This is a genomic window from Streptomyces sp. NPDC090106, from assembly GCF_044747265.1.
Taxonomy (GTDB): domain Bacteria; phylum Actinomycetota; class Actinomycetes; order Streptomycetales; family Streptomycetaceae; genus Streptomyces.
Genome location: NZ_JBIVDS010000015.1, coordinates 258,088 through 276,654, shown reverse-complemented (window position 1 = coordinate 276,654; position 18,567 = coordinate 258,088). Strand labels below are relative to the sequence as shown.

Here is an 18,567-nt window from a genome sequence, read left to right as displayed (position 1 = left end):
CGACTCTATCAGACCGTTTCCCGATCCGATTTCCTCGGTGCTTTCCAGGTTTCCGCTTCCGCGTTTCCCTTTCCGGCGGTTCCGACTTTATCAGAAGTTTCGCGCCGGTCTGACCGGCTGCTTATTTCCGATTTCATCGGGGAGCTTCTCCGAGAAACGTTGCCGTGAGGCTTTCGTTTCGAGAAGCAGACAGATACTAACCTGTCGCCGACCGGATGAGATCCAGTTCTAGGCAACTGTTCGAATCTACCTCCCCGCTCGAGCCGTGTCAACGACTTTCCTGGGGCGAAGAGGAGACTAGCAGCTCAGCGGGGCGCTCCGCACATCAGGCGGCGGTGGGTACCGCGGCGCTGCGTTCCGCCGCCTCCAGGTCACCCGTCTCGCCGGTGCGTGCCGCACGTCCGCCCACGACGTAGACGTACGTCAGGAAGGCCAGCTCGGCAGCGATCCCGATGGTGATGCGTGCCCAGGTGGGCAGGCCGGACGGGGTGACGAAGCCTTCGATGGCGCCGGAGATGAACAGGACCAGGGCCAGCCCGATGGCCACACCGAGGGCGGCACGGCCCTCCTCGGCGAGGGCGATGCGCCGGGTGCGCGGGCCGGGGTCGATGACGGTCCAGCCGAGTCTCAGACCGATGCCGGCGGCGACGAAGACCGCCGTCAGTTCGAGCAGACCGTGGGGCAGGACGAGGCCGAGGAAGGTGTCGAGGCGCCCCGCGGAGGACATCAGGCCGAAGCCGACGCCGAGGTTGAGCATGTTCTGGAAGAGGATCCAGAGGACGGGGAGTCCGAAGAAGACGCCCAGGATCAGGCACTGCGCGGCGGCCCAGGCATTGTTCGTCCAGACCTGCGCGGCGAAGGAGGCCGCGGGATGGCTTGAGTAGTACGTCTCGTACTGGCCGCCGGGGCGGGTCAGCTCACGCAGCTCGTCGGGGGCCGCGATCGTGGCCTGTACGTCAGGGTGGGTGCCGATCCACCAGCCCAGGGCGATCGCCACCGCCGTGGAGATCAGTGCGGTGGGGCCCCACCAGCGGCGCGTCCGGTAGACGGCGGCCGGGAAGCCGTGGGTGAAGAAGCGGGTCACGTCGCGCCATGAGGCTCGGCGCGTGCCGGTCACCGCACTGCGCGCGCGTGCCACGAGCTGGCTGAGCCGGCCCGTCAGTTGCGGGTCGGGGGCGCTGGACTGGATCACCGAGAGGTGCGTGGCCGTGCGCTGGTAGAGCGAGACGAGTTCGTCGACCTCGGCGCCCCTGAGCTTGCGCTGGCGTCGGAGCAGCGCGTCGAGGCGGTCCCACTCGGCCCTGTGTGCGGAGACGAAGACGTCGAGGTCCATCGGTCTGGCAGCTCCTCGGCTGTTCGTCGGCGCTCGGCTCGAGGGCTCGTCGTAAGTGTCAGCTTGTCGTACTGGGGCGCGATGCGTGCTCAGCTTGGCAGACTGGCCGTTCCGCGGGTGGGTCAGGGGAAGGAGTACGGGTGTGAGTGAGCTGGTGACGGGCGAGGCGGTGGCGCTGGAGCTGCGTCCCGCGCGGCTGCCGAGCAGGGCGCTGGCCGTGCTGCTGGATCTGCTGGTGGCGACGGTCGCCTACGTGCTCGTGACCATCGCCCTGGTGGCGTCCACGGCCTCGATGGACGAGGCGGCGCAGTTCGCGGTGTCGCTCGCGGCGTTCGTCCTGGTGATGGTGGGCGGGCCGATCGCGGTCGAGACGCTCAGCCACGGACGGTCGCTCGGGAAGCTGGCCTGCGGGCTGCGGGTGGTGCGGGACGACGGCGGGCCGATCCGGTTCCGGCATGCCCTGGTGCGCGGGCTGATCGGGGTGATCGAGATTCTGCTGACGCTCGGGGTGATCGCCTGTATCGCCTCGCTCGTGTCCGCGCGCGGGCGGCGGCTCGGGGACGTGTTCGCCGGGACGCTGGTCGTGCGTGAGCGGGTTCCGGTCTCCCATCCCGCTCATCTGCCGCCGCCTCCGCCGTGGCTCGCCGGTCGCTTCGCCGAGCTGGATCTGTCGGCCGTCCCGGACGGGTTGTGGCTCGCCGTGCGCCAGTACCTGGCCCGGATGGGGCAGTTGGATCCCCAGGTGGGCTGGGGCATGGCCGAGCGGCTCGCGGCCGACCTGGTGGCACGGACCGGGACCCCTGCGCCGCCGGATGTCCCTCCGGCCGCGTATCTGGCGGCGGTGGTGCAGGAACGGCAGGCCCGGGAGGCCCGGCGGGCCTTCGCGAACGGGTCCTCGGGCCGGGCACCCTTCACGGCCGCCGCTCCCGTGGCCGCTTCTCCCGCACCACCCACGGCGCCCGCGCCGGCCGTGTGGGCCGCGCCCGCGCAGCCCGTCCCGCCCTCTGCCACGGGCGCCGCGGCTTCGGACGCCGCTGCCTCCGTCGAAGCCGAACCTGGTCAGGTGCCGCAGGCCCCGGCCGTGGAGCAGCCCCGCACGGGGTTCGCGCCGCCGGCCTGACGTCCTTCGCTCAGTCGAACACCGACGGCGGCGACTCCAGGTCCTCCAGCTCGATGCCCGGCGCCGCGAGCACCACGTCCCCGGCCAGGTGCACGGTGTGCCGCTCCCCCGTGTCCAGGGCTGTGACCTGGTATTCGTCCACGGTCAGGGGGCCGTTGTCAGTGGCGTGTGATTCGCTTCTCAGCAACGTCCAGGACTGGTCCAGGGTGCGGGGGGCGAGGACCGGGTCCGTGAGGGCGACGAGTCGTACGCGGGTGGCCGCGGAGGAGGGGGTGAGGCGCAGGAGACGGGCGGTGGCGATGAGGAACGCGGGGGATGTGCCGGTGAAGGCGTGGGCCTGGACGTTGCCTTCGGTGGCCTCGGTGCCCGCGGGGTCCGAGCGGACCCAGGTGACTCCGTCGAGGGCGGCGCCGCGCACCTGCCAGCCGGCGGCGTGGAGTTCCAGGCGGATGGGGCGGCCCAGCGCATCGAGGGCGAGGTCGACCGAGCCGGTGTGATCGCCCTCGGGGGTGGTCCGCTGGGAGACGTAGCGCCAGCCGGACGGGCCCGGGGCGCAGTGGAAGTGCTCTTGCGCGAGGGGGGTGTGGTCGTGCGGGTCGTGGAGCGAATAGCGGCCGCGGGGCATGGGGGTCCTGAGTCTTGACGGGCCCTGGGTCTGGACGGGCGTGGCGGTGAGAGCCGGGCGGACGGCTGATCCTGCCGGTCGGGCCAAAGGGGCAGGCCCCCGGCACGGGGGTGCGGGGGCCTGCCTTCGAGGACTGGCTGACGGACGGCCGGGCTGCCAGAAGGTCCTGGGAGCCTGGCCGTGCCGTGGACGTGCCGTCGCTCAGTAGCGGTAGTGGTCCGGCTTGTAGGGGCCGTCGACCTCGACGCCGATGTACGAGGCCTGCTCCGGGCGCAGCGTCGTCAGCTTCACACCCAGGGCGTCCAGGTGGAGGCGGGCGACCTTCTCGTCCAGGTGCTTGGGCAGCGTGTACACGCCGATCGGGTACTCGGACTGCTTGGTGAAGAGCTCGATCTGGGCCAGGGTCTGGTCCGCGAAGGAGTTGGACATCACGAAGGAGGGGTGACCGGTGGCGTTGCCGAGGTTCAGCAGACGGCCCTCGGACAGCACGATCAGGACCTTGCCGTCGGGGAACTTCCAGGTGTGGACCTGGGGCTTGACCTCGTCCTTGACGATGCCGGGGATCTGCGCGAGGCCGGCCATGTCGATCTCGTTGTCGAAGTGGCCGATGTTCCCGACGATGGCCTGGTGCTTCATCTTGGCCATGTCGGCGGCCATGATGATGTCCTTGTTGCCGGTCGTGGTGATGAAGATGTCGGCCTTGTCGATCACCTCGTCGAGCGTGGTGACCTGGTAGCCGTCCATCGCCGCCTGGAGCGCGCAGATCGGGTCGATCTCGGTGACGATGACCCGGGCGCCCTGGCCGCGCAGGGACTCCGCGCAGCCCTTGCCGACGTCGCCGTAGCCGCAGACGACGGCGGTCTTGCCGCCGATGAGGACGTCGGTGGCGCGGTTGATGCCGTCGATGAGGGAGTGGCGGCAGCCGTACTTGTTGTCGAACTTCGACTTCGTCACGGCGTCGTTCACGTTGATCGCCGGGAAGAGCAGCTGACCGTCACGCTGCATCTCGTACAGACGGTGGACGCCGGTCGTGGTCTCCTCGGTCACGCCGCGGATCTCCGAGGCGAGCTGGGTCCACTTCTGGGAGCCGTCGGTGATGGTGCGGTGGAGGAGTTCGAGGATGACGCGGTGCTCGTCGTTCTCGGCGGTGTCGACCGAGGGGACCTTGCCGTCCTTCTCGTACTCGACGCCCTTGTGGACGAGGAGGGTGGCGTCACCGCCGTCGTCCAGGATCATGTTCGGGCCGCCGGTGGGGCTGCCCGGCCAGGTCAGGGCCTGCTCCGTGCACCACCAGTACTCCTCCAGGGTCTCGCCCTTCCAGGCGAAGACCGGGACGCCCTGCGGGTTGTCGGGCGTGCCGTTCGGGCCGACGGCGATGGCGGCGGCCGCGTGGTCCTGGGTGGAGAAGATGTTGCAGGACACCCAGCGGACCTCGGCGCCCAGGGCGACCAGGGTCTCGATCAGGACGGCGGTCTGCACGGTCATGTGCAGCGAGCCCATGATGCGGGCGCCGGCCAGCGGCTGGGTGGCGGCGAACTCCCTGCGGATCGCCATCAGGCCGGGCATCTCGTGCTCGGCGAGGGTGATCTCCTTGCGGCCGAACTCGGCCAGGGAGAGGTCGGCGACCTTGAAGTCCTGTCGGCTGTCGACAGTCGTCATTGCGAGCTGCTCCTCGGGGTTGGGGCGAGGGTGGGTAGGGCTGTTCTGCGCGGCGGCGGACACTGGGGTCCCGACAGAGGACACAGGCATGCCCGCGTGCGCGCAGCGCAGTCCGTCGGAGGCCCTCTCTCCCTCGGCCGGTCCGCGGTGGGACCGCCCGACCGCCATCAGCAGCGACGTCTGGCTCTCTCCCAAGCTACACCGGTACCCCCGGCCGACCCCAGTCCGCCCGGAAAGAGGCAGCACGGTTCGAGAGAGGTTCGAGTCCTGCGGGGCTGGTGTGCGGGACGGCCGCGGGGCGGTTTCCAGACAGCGGCGAAGGGGCCGGCCGGGAAGTCCGGCCGGCCCCTTCGGGTCGGGTGTGTGAGCGAGGGGTGTCAGTGACGGGCCTCGGGCTGCTGGGCCGGTCCGCCGGGCGTCGCGTCCCGGTCGGCGCCCTTGGCGGCCTCGGTCTCGCTGTAGATGTCCGGCTCGATGTAGATCACGCGGGCGATCGGTACGGCCTCGCGGATACGGGCCTCGGCGGCGTTGATGGCCTCGGCGACCTCGGTGGCGCTGTCGTCGTGCTGGACGGCGATCTTGGCGGCGACGAGGAGTTCCTCGGGGCCGAGGTGGAGCGTGCGCATGTGGATGACGCGGGTGACGGTGTCGCCGTCGACGAGCGCGGCCTCGATCTTCTTGACCTCTTCGACCCCGGCGGCCTCGCCGAGGAGCAGCGACTTGGTCTCGGCGGCGAGGACGAGCGCGATCAGGATGAGCAGGATGCCGATGCAGAGGGTGCCGATGCCGTCCCAGACGCCGTCGCCGGTGAGCAGGGCCAGGCCGACGCCGCCGAGGGCGAGGACCAGGCCGACGAGGGCGCCGAGGTCCTCCAGGAGGACTACGGGCAGTTCGGGCGCCTTGGCGCGGCGCACGAACTCCTTCCAGGAGAGGTTGCCGCGCAGCGGGTTGGACTCCTTGATGGCCGTGCGGAAGGAGAAGCCCTCGGCGATGATCGCGAAGACGAGGACGCCGACCGGCCAGTACCAGTGCTCGATGTCGTGCGGGTGCTTGATCTTCTCGTAGCCCTCGTAGATCGCGAACATGCCGCCGACCGAGAAGAGGACGATGGAGACGAGGAAGGCGTAGATGTACCGCTCGCGGCCGTACCCGAAGGGGTGCTGCGGGGTGGCGTCGCGCTGGGCCTTCTTGCCGCCGAGGAGGAGCAGGCCCTGGTTGCCGGAGTCGGCGACGGAGTGGACGGACTCCGCGAGCATGGACGACGAGCCGCTGAAGAGGAACGCGACGAACTTCGCTGCCGCGATCGCGAGGTTGGCGGCGAGTGCCGCCACGATCGCCTTGGTACCGCCTGACGCGCTCATGAGTTCGCGAAGTCCCTTCGTACGCCGCCCCGGGCACGGCCCTTGGTGGCTTTGCCCGTCCTTTGCCGGTGGGTCATTGTTGCAGCCTCGCCCAGGTCCGGTGCGTCAGGCGTCCACAACGGCGGTCATACGATCACACTCGCCCGGAAGACCGTGCCGGTGCCCGTCACCTCGGCCTTCTCACCTGCGGGGACGAACACCGACTGGCCGGGGCGCAGTTCGGTCTCACCCGATCGAACGACACCGGCGGTGCAGAGCAGGATCTGCGGGGCGGGCCGGGTGAGGTCGTGGGCGGCGCCGCCCTCGGGCAGGACGTACCGGGAGAGCCGGAACTCGTCGATGGGCGTCTCGTAGACCTCCTCGCCGTCGGGTGAGGCCTCCGGGCGCAGGACGCCGGGGTCGCCCGCCTCGAAGCGGACGATGCGCAGGAGTTCGGGGACGTCGACGTGCTTGGGGGTCAGGCCGCAGCGCAGGACGTTGTCGGAGTTGGCCATGATCTCGACGCCCAGGCCGCTGAGGTAGGCGTGCGGGATGCCCGCGCCGAGGAACAGGGCCTCGCCGGGCTGGAGCCGGACGTGGTTGAGCAGCATCGCGGCGATGACGCCGGGGTCGCCCGGGTAGTGGCGGGCGATGTCCGCGTAGGGCGCGTAGTCGCCGCCGAGGCGGGAGCAGGCGGCGGCCGTCTCGGCGACCGTGCGGGCCATCTCCTCGCGGTCCGCGCTCAGTACGGCCGTCAGGACCTCGCGCAGCGCCGCCTCCTCGGGCCGGGCGTGCAGCAGATCGACGTACGGCTTGAGGGAGTCGACGCCGAGGCCGGCCAGCAGGTCGGCGGTGCGGAGCGGGTCCCGGAAGCCGCACAGGCCGTCGAACTCGGTGAGCGCGCAGATCAGTTCGGGCTTGTGGTTGGCGTCCTTGTAGTTGCGGTGCCCGGCGTCCACGGGGACCCCGCGGCGCTCCTCGTCCTCGTAGCCCTCCTTCGCCTGGGCGAGGTCGGGGTGGACCTGGAGGGAGAGCGGGGCTCCGGCGGCGAGGAGCTTGAGGAGGAACGGGAGGCGGGGGCCGAACGTCGCGACGGCCGCCTCGCCCAGTTCACCGGCCGGGTCGGCGTCGATGACGTCGGCGAGCGTCCCGCGCGCGGTGCGCGAGGGCGCGCCCGGGTGGGCGCCCATCCACATCTCGGCCTGCGGTTCACCGCTCGGCTCGACGCCCAGGAGGTGCGGGATGGCGGTGGTGGAACCCCAGGCGTAGGGGCGGACGGTGTTGTCGAGGCGGTCCATCGGGCTCTTTCCGTACGACGGTTCAGGGTGCCCCGCGCGAACAGTCGGAGCGTCCGGGCATGATCAGGCGCCCGAGGCGAGCGCCAGGTAAACGGCGGCGAAATCGGTGATGGCGATCAGTTCCGCGAGGGTCTCCAGTTCGCCGCCGGCCTCCGGTTCCAGTTCGCTGATCGGGGTGTCGTGGCTGAGGGCCAGGTCGCGGGCGGCGGGGGCGGCGGTGAGGCCGCCGAGGGGGCGGTCGCGCAGCAGCACCACGCGCGCGTGGAGTGCGGGAGCCTCCTCGACGCGGTCGCGGAAGAAGTCGTCGGGGTCGGCGCTGGCGGCCAACGGCCCGGCGAGCAGGGCGTTGTGGGCGGTGAGCGCCTCGGGGAGTTCGGCGACGAGGGCGGGGCGCCCGGCCAACTCGGCGAGCGCGGCGGCGAATCGGCGGCCCGCTGGACCGGCGGAGGTGCCCTCGGTCCAGATCACCGGGAGCGCGTCGGCGAGTTCGGCGGCGAGGGTCTTGGCCGGGTTGCTGTACGTCGCGATGGCGGGACCGCAGCGTTCGGCGATGTGGTCGAGGCGGTCGGCGACCTTCTCCAGGGCGTCCGGCGGGGCGGTGAGCAGGCCGGCGCGGTCCAGGAGCGCGAGGAGCGGGGTGAGCAGCGCCCACAGGACGCCGGGCGCGGACGCGGTGAGTTCCTGTTCGTCCTGGTCGTACGAGGCGGTCGCGAGCGGGACGAACAGGCCGTGGGCGGCCCCGGCGGCGTCGGTGAGCGGGGTGGCCGCGGGGGCCACGGCGACGACCGTGCAGCCGCGGCGGTAGGCCTGGTCGGCGAGGAGGGCGAGGCCCGGTTCGGTGCCGTCCGGGGTGGCGATCAGGAGCAGGTCGACGGAGCCGGCCCAGCCCGGGAGTTCCCAGCGCAGGGCGCCCGCGGCGGGGGCGACTCCGGTGGGGGCGAGGCGGATCACGGGGCTGCCCGCGCCGGCGAGCGTGCCGAGGAGGTCGGCGGCGCAGGTCGCGGCGGCGCCGGGGCCCGCGATGAGGACCGCGCGGGGGCGGCCGTCGGGCTTGAGGTCGTTCACCCCCGCCTCGGCGGCGTGCCGGGCCGCGGTGCGGACGCGGGCGCCCGCCTCCGCGGCGCCGCGCAGCAGGCCGCGCCGGTCGGCCTCCGAGAGGGCCTCGGGGGTGTCGAGCAGCGACTCGTCGAGCATGTGCGGGAGCCTCCTCGGAACGCCGGGGGTGTCAGGGCCCCGTTACGCGGGGCGGCGGGCCTCGTCGACGAGGAGGACGGGGATGCCGTCGCGGACCGGGTAGGCCAGGCCGCAGTCCTGACCTGTGCAGATCAGCTCGGTGTCCTGCTCCTCCAGAGGCGCGTGGCAGGCCGGGCAGGCGAGGATCTCCAGGAGGCCGGCTTCGAGCGGCATGGGGGTTCCCTTCGGGGCGGTGCGGCTGGTGGTGCGCGGGGTGGTGCGGATGTGCCTGGTCAGCGTACCGCCGGGAGGGGGGCGGTGCCGGGGTCGGGCGGGACCGGGTGGCTCCGCCCGCTGGCCCCCCATCGGCCCTGGACGGGCCTCGTCCTCGGACGCCGGCCGGGCTGGAAGAGGGAGGAAAGAAGCAGGGCGGAGGACCGGGGACGCGACGGGCTGGGGGAACGCATGCCCCTCAGCCTCTGATGATCGCCAGTGCCTCGTCGCGGATCTTCTCCATCGTCGGCTCGTCGCGGGCCTCCGCGTTCAGGCGGAGGAGGGGTTCGGTGTTGGAGGGGCGGACGTTGAACCACCAGTCGGCGGCGGTGACGGTGAGGCCGTCGAGTTCGTCCAGGGTGATGCCGTCGCGGCCCTCGTAGGCGGAGCGGATCGCGGCGATCCGGCCGGCCTGGTCGGCGACGGTGGAGTTGATCTCGCCGGAGCCGGCGTAGCGGTCGTAGGCGGCCACGAGGGCGGACAGGGGGCCCTCCTGGCCGCCGAGGGCGGCGAGGACGTGGAGAGCGGCGAGCATGCCCGTGTCGGCGTTCCAGAAGTCCTTGAAGTAGTAGTGGGCGGAGTGCTCGCCGCCGAAGATCGCGCCGGAGGCGGCCATCTCGGCCTTGATGAAGGAGTGGCCGACGCGGGTGCGGACCGGGGTGCCGCCGTGCTCCCTGACGACCTCGGGGACGGACCAGGAGGTGATCAGGTTGTGGATGACGACGCCCTTGCCGCCGTGCCTGGCCAGTTCGCGGGCGGCGACGAGCGCGGTGACGGCCGACGGGGAGACGGGGTCGCCGTTCTCGTCGACGACGAAGCAGCGGTCGGCGTCGCCGTCGAAGGCGATGCCGAGGTCGGCGGACTCGGCGCGGACGCGCTCCTGGAGGTCGACGAGGTTGGCCGGGTCCAGGGGGTTGGCCTCGTGGTTCGGGAACGTGCCGTCGAGCTCGAAGTACATCGGGACGACGTCCAGCGGGAGGCCCGCGAGGACCGTGGGGACGGTGTGGCCGCCCATGCCGTTGCCCGCGTCGACGACGACCTTCAGGGGGCGGAGGGCGGTCAGGTCGACGAGGGAGCGCAGGTGCGCCGCGTAGTCCTGGAGCGTGTCCCGCGCGGTGATGGTCCCGGTCGTGGCGGCCGGGGCGGGCGGGGCGGTGTCGAGCCAGCCCTCGACGAGCTCGCGGACGCGGGTCAGACCGGTGTCCTGGCCCACGGGGGCGGCGCCCGCGCGGCACAGCTTGATGCCGTTGTAGCGCGCCGGGTTGTGGGAGGCCGTGAACATCGCGCCGGGCAGGTCCAGGGCGCCGGAGGCGTAGTAGAGCTGGTCCGTGGAGCACAGGCCGATCTCGGTGACGTCGGCGCCCTGGGCGGCGGCCCCGCGCGCGAAGGCGCGGGTCAGGCCGGGGGACGAGGGCCGCATGTCGTGGCCGACGACGATCGAGGTCGCGTCGGTCACCTGTACGAAGGCGGCCCCGAACAGCTCGGCCAGCGACTCGTCCCACTGGTCCGGAACGACGCCGCGCACGTCGTACGCCTTCACCAGTTGTGACAGATCAGCGGTCACGGCCACCCTCCCAGAAATCCTGTCGGTCACCACAAAGTACCCGTCGCCTCCGACAGCGGGTCGTGCGCCCGTCCTCTCAGGTCAGGGCAGCATCCACTCCAGGACCGGTGTGCTCTGGCCGACCACGATGAGGCACATGACCAGGAGCAGGCCGAGGCTCCAGGGCAGCACCTTGCGCAGGATGTCGCCCTCGCGGCCGGCGAGGCCGACGGCGGCGCAGGCGATGGTGAGGTTCTGCGGGGAGATCATCTTGCCGAGGACGCCGCCCGAGCTGTTCGCGGCGGCGAGCAGCTCCGGGGAGAGCCCCGACTCGCGCGCGGCGGTCACCTGGAGCGCGCCGAAGAGGGCGTTGGCGGAGGTGTCCGAGCCGGAGACGGCCACGCCGAACCAGCCGAGCACCGGGGACAGGAAGGCGAGCCCGGCGCCCGCGGCGGCGACGAAGTGGCCGATGGTGGCGGCCTGTCCGGAGAGGTTCATGACGTAGGCGAGGGCGAGGACGGATGTCACGGTGAGGATCGCGAACCTCAACTCGTGGACGGTGGCCGCCCATTCCTTCACGGCCACGCGCGCGGGCACGCCGAGCACGACCGCCGTGCAGATGCCCGCGAGGAGGACGAGCGTGCCGCCGGTGGCGACGATCGGCCAGGTGAACACGTTGGCGCCGACCGGGTCGCCGTCGGCGTTGACGACGTTCAGGAAGGGCCAGTCGTAGGTCTGGGTGGCGTGGGCCAGCCAGTCCTTGACGGCGGGGATCTGGGCGACGGAGAAGATCACGACGATGAGCGCGTAGGGGGCGTAGGCGCGGACGACCTCGCCGCGCGGGTCGGGTTCGTCGAGTTCCTCGCTGCGGGTGCCGGTGAGCACGGACGCGCGCACGGACTCCTCGGCGGGCACCCGCGCGCGGGGGACGGCGACGAGCGCGGCGGCGCCCACCAAGGCGGCTCCGATGTCCGCGAGTTGGGCGGAGACGTAGTTGGAGGCGACGAACTGGGCGACGGCGAAGCCGATTCCGCACACCAGGGCGGGCACCCAGGTCTCGCGCAGTCCGCGGCGCCCGTCCACGAGGAAGACCAGGACGAGCGGCACCACCAGGGCCAGCAGCGGCGTCTGACGGCCCACCACCGACGCGACGGTGTCCAGGGGCAGATCGGTGACCTGGGCCAGGGTGACCACCGGGGTGCCCATCGCGCCGAAGGCGACGGGCGCGGTGTTGGCGACGAGGGCGACGACCGCGGCGCGCACCGGGTCGAAGCCGAGCGCGACGAGCATCACCGAGCAGATCGCGACGGGCGCCCCGAAGCCGGCCAGGGCCTCCAGCAGGGCGCCGAAGCAGAAGGCGACGACGAGGGCCTGGATGCGCGGGTCGTCGGAGAGCCGTCCGAAGGAGCGGCGCAGGATGTCGAAGTGGCGGGTGCGGACGGTCATCCGGTACACCCACAGGGCGTTGACGACGATCCACAGGATGGGGAAGAGCCCGAAGACGGCTCCCTGTGCGCCGCTGGAGAGCGTCTGGCCCAGGGGCATGCCGTAGGCGAGCCAGGCGACCAGAACGGCCGCCACGAGCCCTGTCAGGCCCGCGAGATGGGCTTTGAGGCGGACACCGCCGAGCAGGACGAGGACGATCACCAGGGGCAGCGCGGCGACGAGGGCGGACAGGCCCAGTGAGTCGGCGACGGGTTCCAGTTGCTGGACGTACACGGGCGCCTCCCCGGTCCGGTTCCGTCGAGCTCCGTTTCCGTCATGCGGAAAGGGATTTCTCGTTTCGGCTTCCGGAATGGTCGTGTCCGCGACAAGCAGCCGTCAATGGGTGTGCGCCACTGAACGGAACCGTGCACCGAATGCGCACGGGGCGAGGGACGTCGGGAGCCGGTGTCAGTTGTCCGGCGAGCGCAGCACCCGCAGATGGCCGCGGCGCGCGACCTCCATCGGGTCCGCGGCGCGTCCGCCGCCGGCCTGGGCGGCACGCTCCTGCGGGCGGGCCGCCTCACGGACCGCGTTCGCCAGCGCCTCCAGGTCGTCGCCGCTCGGGCGCGCGGGGGCCGAACCGTCGATGAGCCGGACGACCTCCCAGCCGCGCGGGGCGGTGAGGCGCTCGGAGTGCTCGGCGCACAGGTCGTAGCAGTGGGGTTCGGCGTAGGTGGCGAGCGGGCCGAGGACCGCGGTCGAGTCGGCGTAGACGTACGTCAGCGTCGCCACGGCGGGTCGGCCGCAGGCGGTTCGCGAACAGCGACGTACAGGGCTCACGACGTTGGACGGTACCGCACTCTTGAGCGGGCCGCGACGACTCCTCTCCAGGTCACCCCACCGTGTCGTGGTGTGAAACGTCCCACACGCCCCTTCTGACCCACCTCTCTGACCTGCGAGGACACCGCTTTCCCGGATCGCGGACGATCTTGCGTACGGTCATGATCCCGTACAAACAAGGTCAATAGCCTGGAGATCGACGGTCCTGGAGAGATACGGAATCGAGCCCAACCTTGGCCGGAATGGTCATCCGGCGACATCGCGTGCCGGAGGACTACGCTTCAGCGGTGATGGAAAGTCCCGTACCGCCGCCCGCCCGCGCCGAAGCCCCCGGGCCCCGCCGCCGTGATCGACACGGACGGGGCATGCGCGGCCCGATCGCGCCGCCCCAGGTGCCGCTCGCGGCCAGCCGGGCCGAGGCGTTCGCGGACCTGGTGCAGGACTCCGTGGAGCGGCTGGAGCGGCGCTGGCCGCAGCTGACCGACATCGATTTCCTCGTCCTCGAGGTACCCCGGCTGGACGGCCCCTCCTGGAACGACGAGGCGGTCCCTCTGGGCGGCACGATCCCCGCGCGCGAGGGACGGCCCGCGCGCGTGGTGGTCTACCGCCGTCCCGTGGAGATCCGCACCAAGGGCCGCGACGAGCGGGCCGCGCTGGTGCACGAGGTGGTCGTCGAGCAGGTCGCCGAGCTGCTGGGGCTCACCCCGGAGACGGTCGACCCTCGCTACGGCGAGGACTGACCCCCTCCGGGGACCCGGCCCCGCTTCACTTCTGGAGCACCGACAGGTCCTGGTCCGCCTCGGGCACCGACACCGTGCCCCGGTCGTCGGGCAGGGTCTGCACCGTGAACCCGGGGACGCCGTCCTGCGTGGCCGCGAGGGTGCGGGACGCGTAGACGGGACCGCCGGACACCGGCTCGACCGTCAGCGCGTAGGTGCCCTTCAGGCCGCTGGGGACGGGCAGTTCGACGTTCTGCGTGGTGCCGGCCTTGACCGTGTACGTCTTCGAGGCCGGCTTGCCGCCGCCGGTGCCCGCCGACGCGGTCACCTTGACCTGGGCGGTGCCCTCGGGCGCGACCAGGGACAAAGTGGTGCCCTTGGCGGTGTTGCCGACGACCGACGCGCGCGTGCCGACCTCCCGGGTGGCGGGGATGAACGCGGTCTCCTGCTGGTCGCCGGTGCCGCGGGTGATCCGCAGCGCCGCGACGACCGGCACGGACGAGCCGGTCGGCGTCAGCACCAGCGAACCGGCCTCCCCGCGCGTGACCTCACCGAGGTCGACCGCGGTGGTCATCCCGCCCTTGACGTGCAGCGTCTCGTTGCCCGCCGGGGTGATGGACCCGGACGGCGAGGCGAGCCGCACCTTCAGGTCCGCGTCCGCGTCACCGGGCGCGAAGGCGACCAGGCGCACGCTCTTGGCGTCCTTGGGGATGCCCGGCAGGACGAGGCTGCCCGAGGGGTCCGCGGACGCCTCCAGCCAGTCGCCGCCGATCTTGTCGTCGAGGGCCTGCACGGCGGCGCCGACGCGCCCGCTGCGGACACTGACGTGCACGGTCAGGTTGGTCTGCTGGTCGCTGCTGAGCGTGGACAGCAGGATCGGCTCGCTGGAGTTCGGCGGGACGGTGATGCCCTCGCCGACCGTGGACTCCACGGCGCCGTCCTTGCCGTACAGCTCGATGTCGACGACGGCCGCCGAGTCGTCCGGGTTCGTCAGGTGGACGTAGTCGGTGCGGTCGGCCGCCGTGCTCGCTCCGGGGAACCAGAACTCGGTGTCGGCGGAGGTGCAGGTGACACCCTGGAGGCCGCGTCCGGTGCCCGCGGCGACCTCCGTGGTCTCCTGCACGGTCCAGCCGGGCGCGAACTTGCCCTCGGCGGTGCCGACGAGCGCGGGCGACTCGCCGCCCGAGGTGTCGCCGGTGGCGGGTGTACCGGGCTCCTCGGGGGTCAGCACCGGCTTGGCGGTCTTCTTCTTGTCGCCCTTGTCGCCCTCGTCGTCCTTCGCCTTCTCGCCGTCCGCGGACTCCTGGGTCGCCGCGAGGAGTTCGGCCTTGCCCTCGCCGCCGGTGCCCTCGGTGACCGGCGTGAAGGACGAGTACGACGTCTCGGCGAGGTCGGAGGTGCTCGGGCTCGGGCAGAGCAGGCTCGTGCGCTCCACGGGCAGCACGGCCGCCGTGGAGGCGCCGCCCCCGGTGGACCCGGCGGCCGGCTCGTTGAGCACGGCGAACCCGGTGACGGCGGCGAGAGCGGTCGTGCAGGCGATCAGGGACACGGTGGTGCGGTTCACTGCTGGCTCCCGTCAGGACGCTCGTCGCCGTGCTGGTGCGGCTGCGCCGGGTCGTACGTCGCGTCGTACCCCTGGTCGTAGGGCCGGCCGTACTGGTCGTACCGCTCGTCCCCGGGGGCCTGCTGCTGCCCGCCGTACGCGTACGGGTCGTACTGGCCGCCCTGGTAGGGGTCCGCGTACTGCTGCTGGCCGTAGCCGGCGCCCGCCGGGTACTGCTGCGCGGACTGGTACTGGTCGGCGCCGTAGGCGTCGTAGCCGGCGCCCGCGTAACTCGCCTGGTCCCACTCGCCGTAGGACTGCTGCTGCGGCACCGGCGCGGACGTCTCCTCCTCCGAAGGGGACTCCGGGTCGCCTTCCTGCGCGGCCTCCTCGGCCTCGGCCTGGGCGCGCAGACGGCGGGCGCGGCGGCCCTCGCCCTCCATCGCCTGGGCGGGGATCTCGCGCTCCTCCTCGGGCAGGTCGTCGTCGATGTCGCGGCGCCTGCCGGGCAGGGCCAGGACGACGAGGACGAGGGCGAGGAAGCCCTGCGCCCACAGCCAGGCGGTGTGGGTGACCGGGGCGTCGAAGACGACGTCCAGCTCGCCGCCGGAAGCCGGGAGTTCGAAGCCCTGGGCCCAGCCGTCGACCGTCTTGGCGGTGAGCGGCTTGCCGTCCAGGGTGGCCGTCCAGCCCTCGGCGGCGGTGTCCGCGAGACGCAGGACGCGGCCCTCGGCGCCGGACCCGACCGTCGTGTGGATCTCGACGGGGCCCGCGGCGACGGGCACCGGGGTGGCGGAGCCGGTGACGATCGTGGCGCGCGCGACCTCCTGGTCGACCCGCCACAGGGCGCTGCCGTCCTGCTGGCTCAGCCGGGACAGGCCCGGGGTGGCGTCCAGCACGCGGGTGACCTCGCGCGGGGCGCCCTTGTGGACCAGGACGTACCGCACCGCGAAGCCGCCGAGCTGGTCGGCCTGGTCGGCGCCGGAACCGGCGACGAGGTTGGCGACGACCTTGTCCAGCGCGCTGTTGCCGCTGTCGGCGGCGGCCAGTTCGCCGTCGCCGAGGCGGGCGCCGGAGCCGCGGACGAGCATGTAGGCGACGTGGGCGGCGGAGTCGCTGTCCAGGACGAGGGTGCGGGCCTGGTCGCGGGTGCCGCTCTCCTCGGCGACGAACGCGGGCACCTGCACCGGGTCGCGCCGCTCGACGGGTCCGTCGGCGCCGCGGATCATCCAGCCCGCGGCCAGCAGCAGCGGGCCCGCGGCGGCGGCGAAGGCGATCAGCGCGGCCACCGGCTGGCGCCAGCCGAAGCTCTGCTCGGCCACCCGCGAACGGGCCCCGTCGGCGCCCAGCAGCGCGGCCACCAGGAGCGCGATGCCGTAGACGAGGGTGGCGGGGCCGGCCCAGGTGGAGCCGTTGGACAGGACCGCGAAGACGAGGCCCACCAGGGCGGCGACCCAGGCGGTGAGGATGGCGAACTGCCGCTCGGAGCGCAGCAGCGCGGCCAGCGCGGCCAGGACGACGCCGATGAGCATCAGCCCCTCGGCCGTACCGGGGCCGCCCGGGTTCGCGCCGAGCAGGTCGAGCGCGGAGGCCGCCGAGGACCCGTACTCCAGCCCGGCCTCGTCGAAGAAGCCGAACGGCAGGAGCGTCAGCGACCAGGGCGCGAGGATCAGCAGGGGCGTGCCGAGCTGGGCCACGAAGCGCGGGGCGTAGCCGACGAGGTCGGAGCGGCGCACGGCGAGCACGGCGAGGCCGAGCAGCAGCGCGATCGGCCACACGATCGGCGTGAACGCGGTGGTCACCGTCAGCAGCAGGGCGTACGCCCAGGTGGCGCGCCAGCTGCCGCGCGCGTCCGAGGTGTGCGCCAGCCCGCCGGCCGCGACGCCCGCGCGGGCGATCAGCGGCAGCAGGACGGCGAGGACGGCGGTGCCCAGACGGCCGCCGGCGAGGGCGCCGGTGGCGGCGGGCAGGAAGGCGTAGACGACGGCCCCCCACGCGCGCAGCAGCCGCGACTCGACCAGCGGGCGGGAGGCGAAGTAGGCGGTGCACCCGGCCAGCGGCACCGAGCAGACGAGCAGCACGGTGACGGCGAGCCCGGTCGACCCGAACAGCACGGAGGCCAGCATCGCGACGATCGCGAGGTACGGCGGCGCGGACGGGGTGCCGCCGGCGCCGACCGCGTGCCAGGAGTCGAGGTAGCGCGACCACAGCTCGCTCGCGTCCGCCGGGGCGGGCAGCAGGGCGCCGCCCGCGAGCGCGCCGGAGCCCAGGAGCTGGCGGCAGGCGGCCAGTGAGACGAGCAGCAGCACCACGAAGAGCATCGGGCCCGGCTTGCGGGCGACGCGCTTGAGGCGGGCGAACTGCTCGACCTCCAGGAAGTCGGCGTCGTCACCGCCGGGCCCGGACTCGACGGCGCCGCCGTGCCGTCCGGCGCCCGCGGCGGTCTCCGGGTCGGAGCGGCCCACGAGGCTGCCCGCGGCCTGTTCGAGGGTGGCCCGCACGGTCGCGCCCGGAGGCGGGAACAGCGGACGCATCTCCTCCTTGTCGACCGCCGGCTTGCCGCGCCTGCCGCGTCCGGCGATGATCCGCTCGGGCCGCAGCAGGGTGCCGAGCAGACCGCGGATCTCGTCGAGGGCCTGTCCCGGCGCCTTGCCGACGAGATAGGCGACCGTGCGGAGCAGGGTGCCGAGCACGATCCGCACCAGGACCCAGGGCAGCACGGCCGTGCGGCTGTTGGTGAGCAGCGTGTAGACGGCGCCGGCCTTGTCGACCTTGTGCGGGGAGGCCGCGGTGCGGCCCACGCAGTCGACGGCGCGGCGCTCGCGGGAGGCCGCCTCCGCGTGCCGCACGACCGCCTCGGGGGCGATGAGGACGCGGTGGCCGGCGGCCGTGGCGCGCCAGCACAGGTCGACGTCGTCGCGCATCAGGGGCAGGCGGCGGTCGAAGCCGCCGAGCTCCTCGAAGACGTCGCGGCGGATCAGCATGCCGGCGGTGGACACGGACAGCACGGACCGGACGTGGTCGTGCTGGCCCTGGTCCTGCTCGCGGCGGTCCAGGCCCGTCCAGCGGCGGCCGGAGTGGGCGATGGTGACGCCGACCTCCAGGAGCTGCCGCTTGTCGTACCAGCCGCGGAGCTTGGGACCGACGACGGCGACGTCGTCGCGGCCGAGTTCCAGCTCGTTCTCCACGACCCGCAGCAGCTCGGCGAGCGCGTCGGGTTCGGGCGCGCAGTCGTCGTGCAGCAGCCACAGCCACTGGACCGGCTCGCCGTGCGGAAGCTCCGGCAGGTCGTAGGCGTCGTCGCGCCAGGTGCGGGTGACGGGGTCCCAGCCGCTGGGCCGCTTCAGGTACGGCAGCTCCTCGGGGGTGAGGAGCGGCGCGCTGCGGTTCGCCTCCTCGACGGCCTGGCCGAAGCCGGTGCGGCGCGCGAGGTGCAGCACCTGGTCGGCGCCGAGGGCGTCGGTGACCAGCTGCGCGGAGGCGTCCGCGCTGCCGGTGTCGGCGGCCAGGGCGAACTGGACGGGGCGCTCCTGGCCGAGCAGCCCGGCGAGCGCGTCGGGCAGCCAGCGGGCTCCGTCATGGGAGACGAGGACCGCGGTCACCACATGGCGCGGGAACTCTGGTGTGGCAGCCGGGTCTTGTCGGGCTGCCGTGTGGCTGTGCACGGACATCGAGG

General features: G+C 72.8%; 14 protein-coding genes. 2 read left to right on the top strand and 12 right to left on the bottom strand.

The window, feature by feature from the left end:
- Positions 1–325: 325 nt before the first annotated feature.
- Positions 326–1,333, bottom strand: a complete 1,008-nt coding sequence (locus ACIPSE_RS38760; protein WP_401672532.1) for a stage II sporulation protein M — start codon at positions 1,331–1,333, stop codon at positions 326–328.
- A 142-nt stretch (positions 1,334–1,475) separates the two neighbouring features.
- On the opposite strand from ACIPSE_RS38760, the gene ACIPSE_RS38755 reads away from it, so the two are divergent.
- The gene (locus tag ACIPSE_RS38755) at positions 1,476–2,453 is read left to right on the top strand and encodes an RDD family protein (RefSeq protein WP_401672530.1); all 978 of its coding nucleotides are present in this window, start codon (positions 1,476–1,478) and stop codon (positions 2,451–2,453) included.
- A gap of 10 nt (positions 2,454–2,463) precedes the next feature.
- On the opposite strand, the gene ACIPSE_RS38750 is transcribed toward ACIPSE_RS38755, so the two are convergent.
- From ACIPSE_RS38750 to ACIPSE_RS38710, 9 genes are all read right to left on the bottom strand, one after another.
- Positions 2,464–3,078, bottom strand: a complete 615-nt coding sequence (locus tag ACIPSE_RS38750; protein ID WP_401672527.1) for a hypothetical protein — start codon at positions 3,076–3,078, stop codon at positions 2,464–2,466.
- Between the two features lie 201 nt (positions 3,079–3,279).
- Positions 3,280–4,737, bottom strand: a complete 1,458-nt coding sequence (gene ahcY / locus ACIPSE_RS38745) for an adenosylhomocysteinase (RefSeq protein ID WP_401672525.1) — start codon at positions 4,735–4,737, stop codon at positions 3,280–3,282.
- Between the two features lie 377 nt (positions 4,738–5,114).
- On the bottom strand, positions 5,115–6,098 hold the full coding sequence (locus tag ACIPSE_RS38740) for a cation diffusion facilitator family transporter (RefSeq protein ID WP_401672523.1): 984 nt from the start codon (positions 6,096–6,098) through the stop codon (positions 5,115–5,117).
- A gap of 125 nt (positions 6,099–6,223) precedes the next feature.
- On the bottom strand, positions 6,224–7,375 hold the full coding sequence (gene manA / locus ACIPSE_RS38735; protein ID WP_401672521.1) for a mannose-6-phosphate isomerase, class I: 1,152 nt from the start codon (positions 7,373–7,375) through the stop codon (positions 6,224–6,226).
- Positions 7,376–7,438: 63 nt separating this feature from the next.
- Positions 7,439–8,569 carry an SIS domain-containing protein gene (locus tag ACIPSE_RS38730; RefSeq protein WP_401672518.1) on the bottom strand — a complete coding sequence of 377 codons (1,131 nt, stop codon included), beginning with the start codon at positions 8,567–8,569 and terminating at the stop codon, positions 7,439–7,441.
- A gap of 42 nt (positions 8,570–8,611) precedes the next feature.
- Entirely contained in the window at positions 8,612–8,782 is a 171-nt protein-coding gene (locus tag ACIPSE_RS38725) for a Trm112 family protein (protein WP_078936097.1), read from the bottom strand.
- Between the two features lie 238 nt (positions 8,783–9,020).
- Positions 9,021–10,385 carry a phosphomannomutase/phosphoglucomutase gene (locus ACIPSE_RS38720; protein ID WP_401672514.1) on the bottom strand — a complete coding sequence of 455 codons (1,365 nt, stop codon included), beginning with the start codon at positions 10,383–10,385 and terminating at the stop codon, positions 9,021–9,023.
- Positions 10,386–10,466: 81 nt separating this feature from the next.
- Positions 10,467–12,083, bottom strand: coding sequence for an L-lactate permease (locus ACIPSE_RS38715; RefSeq protein WP_401672511.1), 1,617 nt, complete (start codon positions 12,081–12,083; stop codon positions 10,467–10,469).
- A 174-nt stretch (positions 12,084–12,257) separates the two neighbouring features.
- Positions 12,258–12,629 (bottom strand): DUF3499 domain-containing protein, encoded by a 372-nt coding sequence (locus ACIPSE_RS38710; RefSeq protein ID WP_401672508.1) that lies wholly within the window; start codon positions 12,627–12,629, stop codon positions 12,258–12,260.
- Between the two features lie 290 nt (positions 12,630–12,919).
- Here ACIPSE_RS38710 and ACIPSE_RS38705 point away from each other — a divergent pair, with 290 nt between their 5' ends.
- Entirely contained in the window at positions 12,920–13,369 is a 450-nt protein-coding gene (locus tag ACIPSE_RS38705) for a metallopeptidase family protein (RefSeq protein WP_401672573.1), read from the top strand.
- A 25-nt stretch (positions 13,370–13,394) separates the two neighbouring features.
- Here ACIPSE_RS38705 and ACIPSE_RS38700 read toward each other — a convergent pair whose 3' ends face one another.
- Together ACIPSE_RS38700 and ACIPSE_RS38695 are read right to left on the bottom strand one after the other, a co-directional pair.
- A complete protein-coding gene (locus ACIPSE_RS38700) occupies positions 13,395–14,912 on the bottom strand; it encodes a DUF5719 family protein (RefSeq protein WP_401672506.1) in 1,518 nt (505 codons plus the stop codon).
- Positions 14,909–18,562, bottom strand: coding sequence for a glycosyltransferase (locus tag ACIPSE_RS38695; RefSeq protein WP_401672503.1), 3,654 nt, complete (start codon positions 18,560–18,562; stop codon positions 14,909–14,911). Before ACIPSE_RS38695 ends, ACIPSE_RS38700 begins: the two co-directional genes overlap by 4 nt.
- Between the last annotated feature and the right edge of the window lie 5 nt (positions 18,563–18,567).

Coding starts and splice junctions, on each gene's coding strand:
- ACIPSE_RS38760 (WP_401672532.1), bottom strand. CDS start 1,333: ATGGACCTCGACGTCTTCGTCTCCGCACACAGGGCCGAGTGGGACCGC.
- ACIPSE_RS38750 (WP_401672527.1), bottom strand. CDS start 3,078: ATGCCCCGCGGCCGCTATTCGCTCCACGACCCGCACGACCACACCCCC.
- ahcY (WP_401672525.1), bottom strand. CDS start 4,737: ATGACGACTGTCGACAGCCGACAGGACTTCAAGGTCGCCGACCTCTCC.
- ACIPSE_RS38740 (WP_401672523.1), bottom strand. CDS start 6,098: ATGAGCGCGTCAGGCGGTACCAAGGCGATCGTGGCGGCACTCGCCGCC.
- manA (WP_401672521.1), bottom strand. CDS start 7,375: ATGGACCGCCTCGACAACACCGTCCGCCCCTACGCCTGGGGTTCCACC.
- ACIPSE_RS38730 (WP_401672518.1), bottom strand. CDS start 8,569: ATGCTCGACGAGTCGCTGCTCGACACCCCCGAGGCCCTCTCGGAGGCC.
- ACIPSE_RS38725 (WP_078936097.1), bottom strand. CDS start 8,782: ATGCCGCTCGAAGCCGGCCTCCTGGAGATCCTCGCCTGCCCGGCCTGC.
- ACIPSE_RS38705 (WP_401672573.1), top strand. CDS start 12,920: ATGGAAAGTCCCGTACCGCCGCCCGCCCGCGCCGAAGCCCCCGGGCCC.
- ACIPSE_RS38695 (WP_401672503.1), bottom strand. CDS start 18,562: ATGTCCGTGCACAGCCACACGGCAGCCCGACAAGACCCGGCTGCCACA.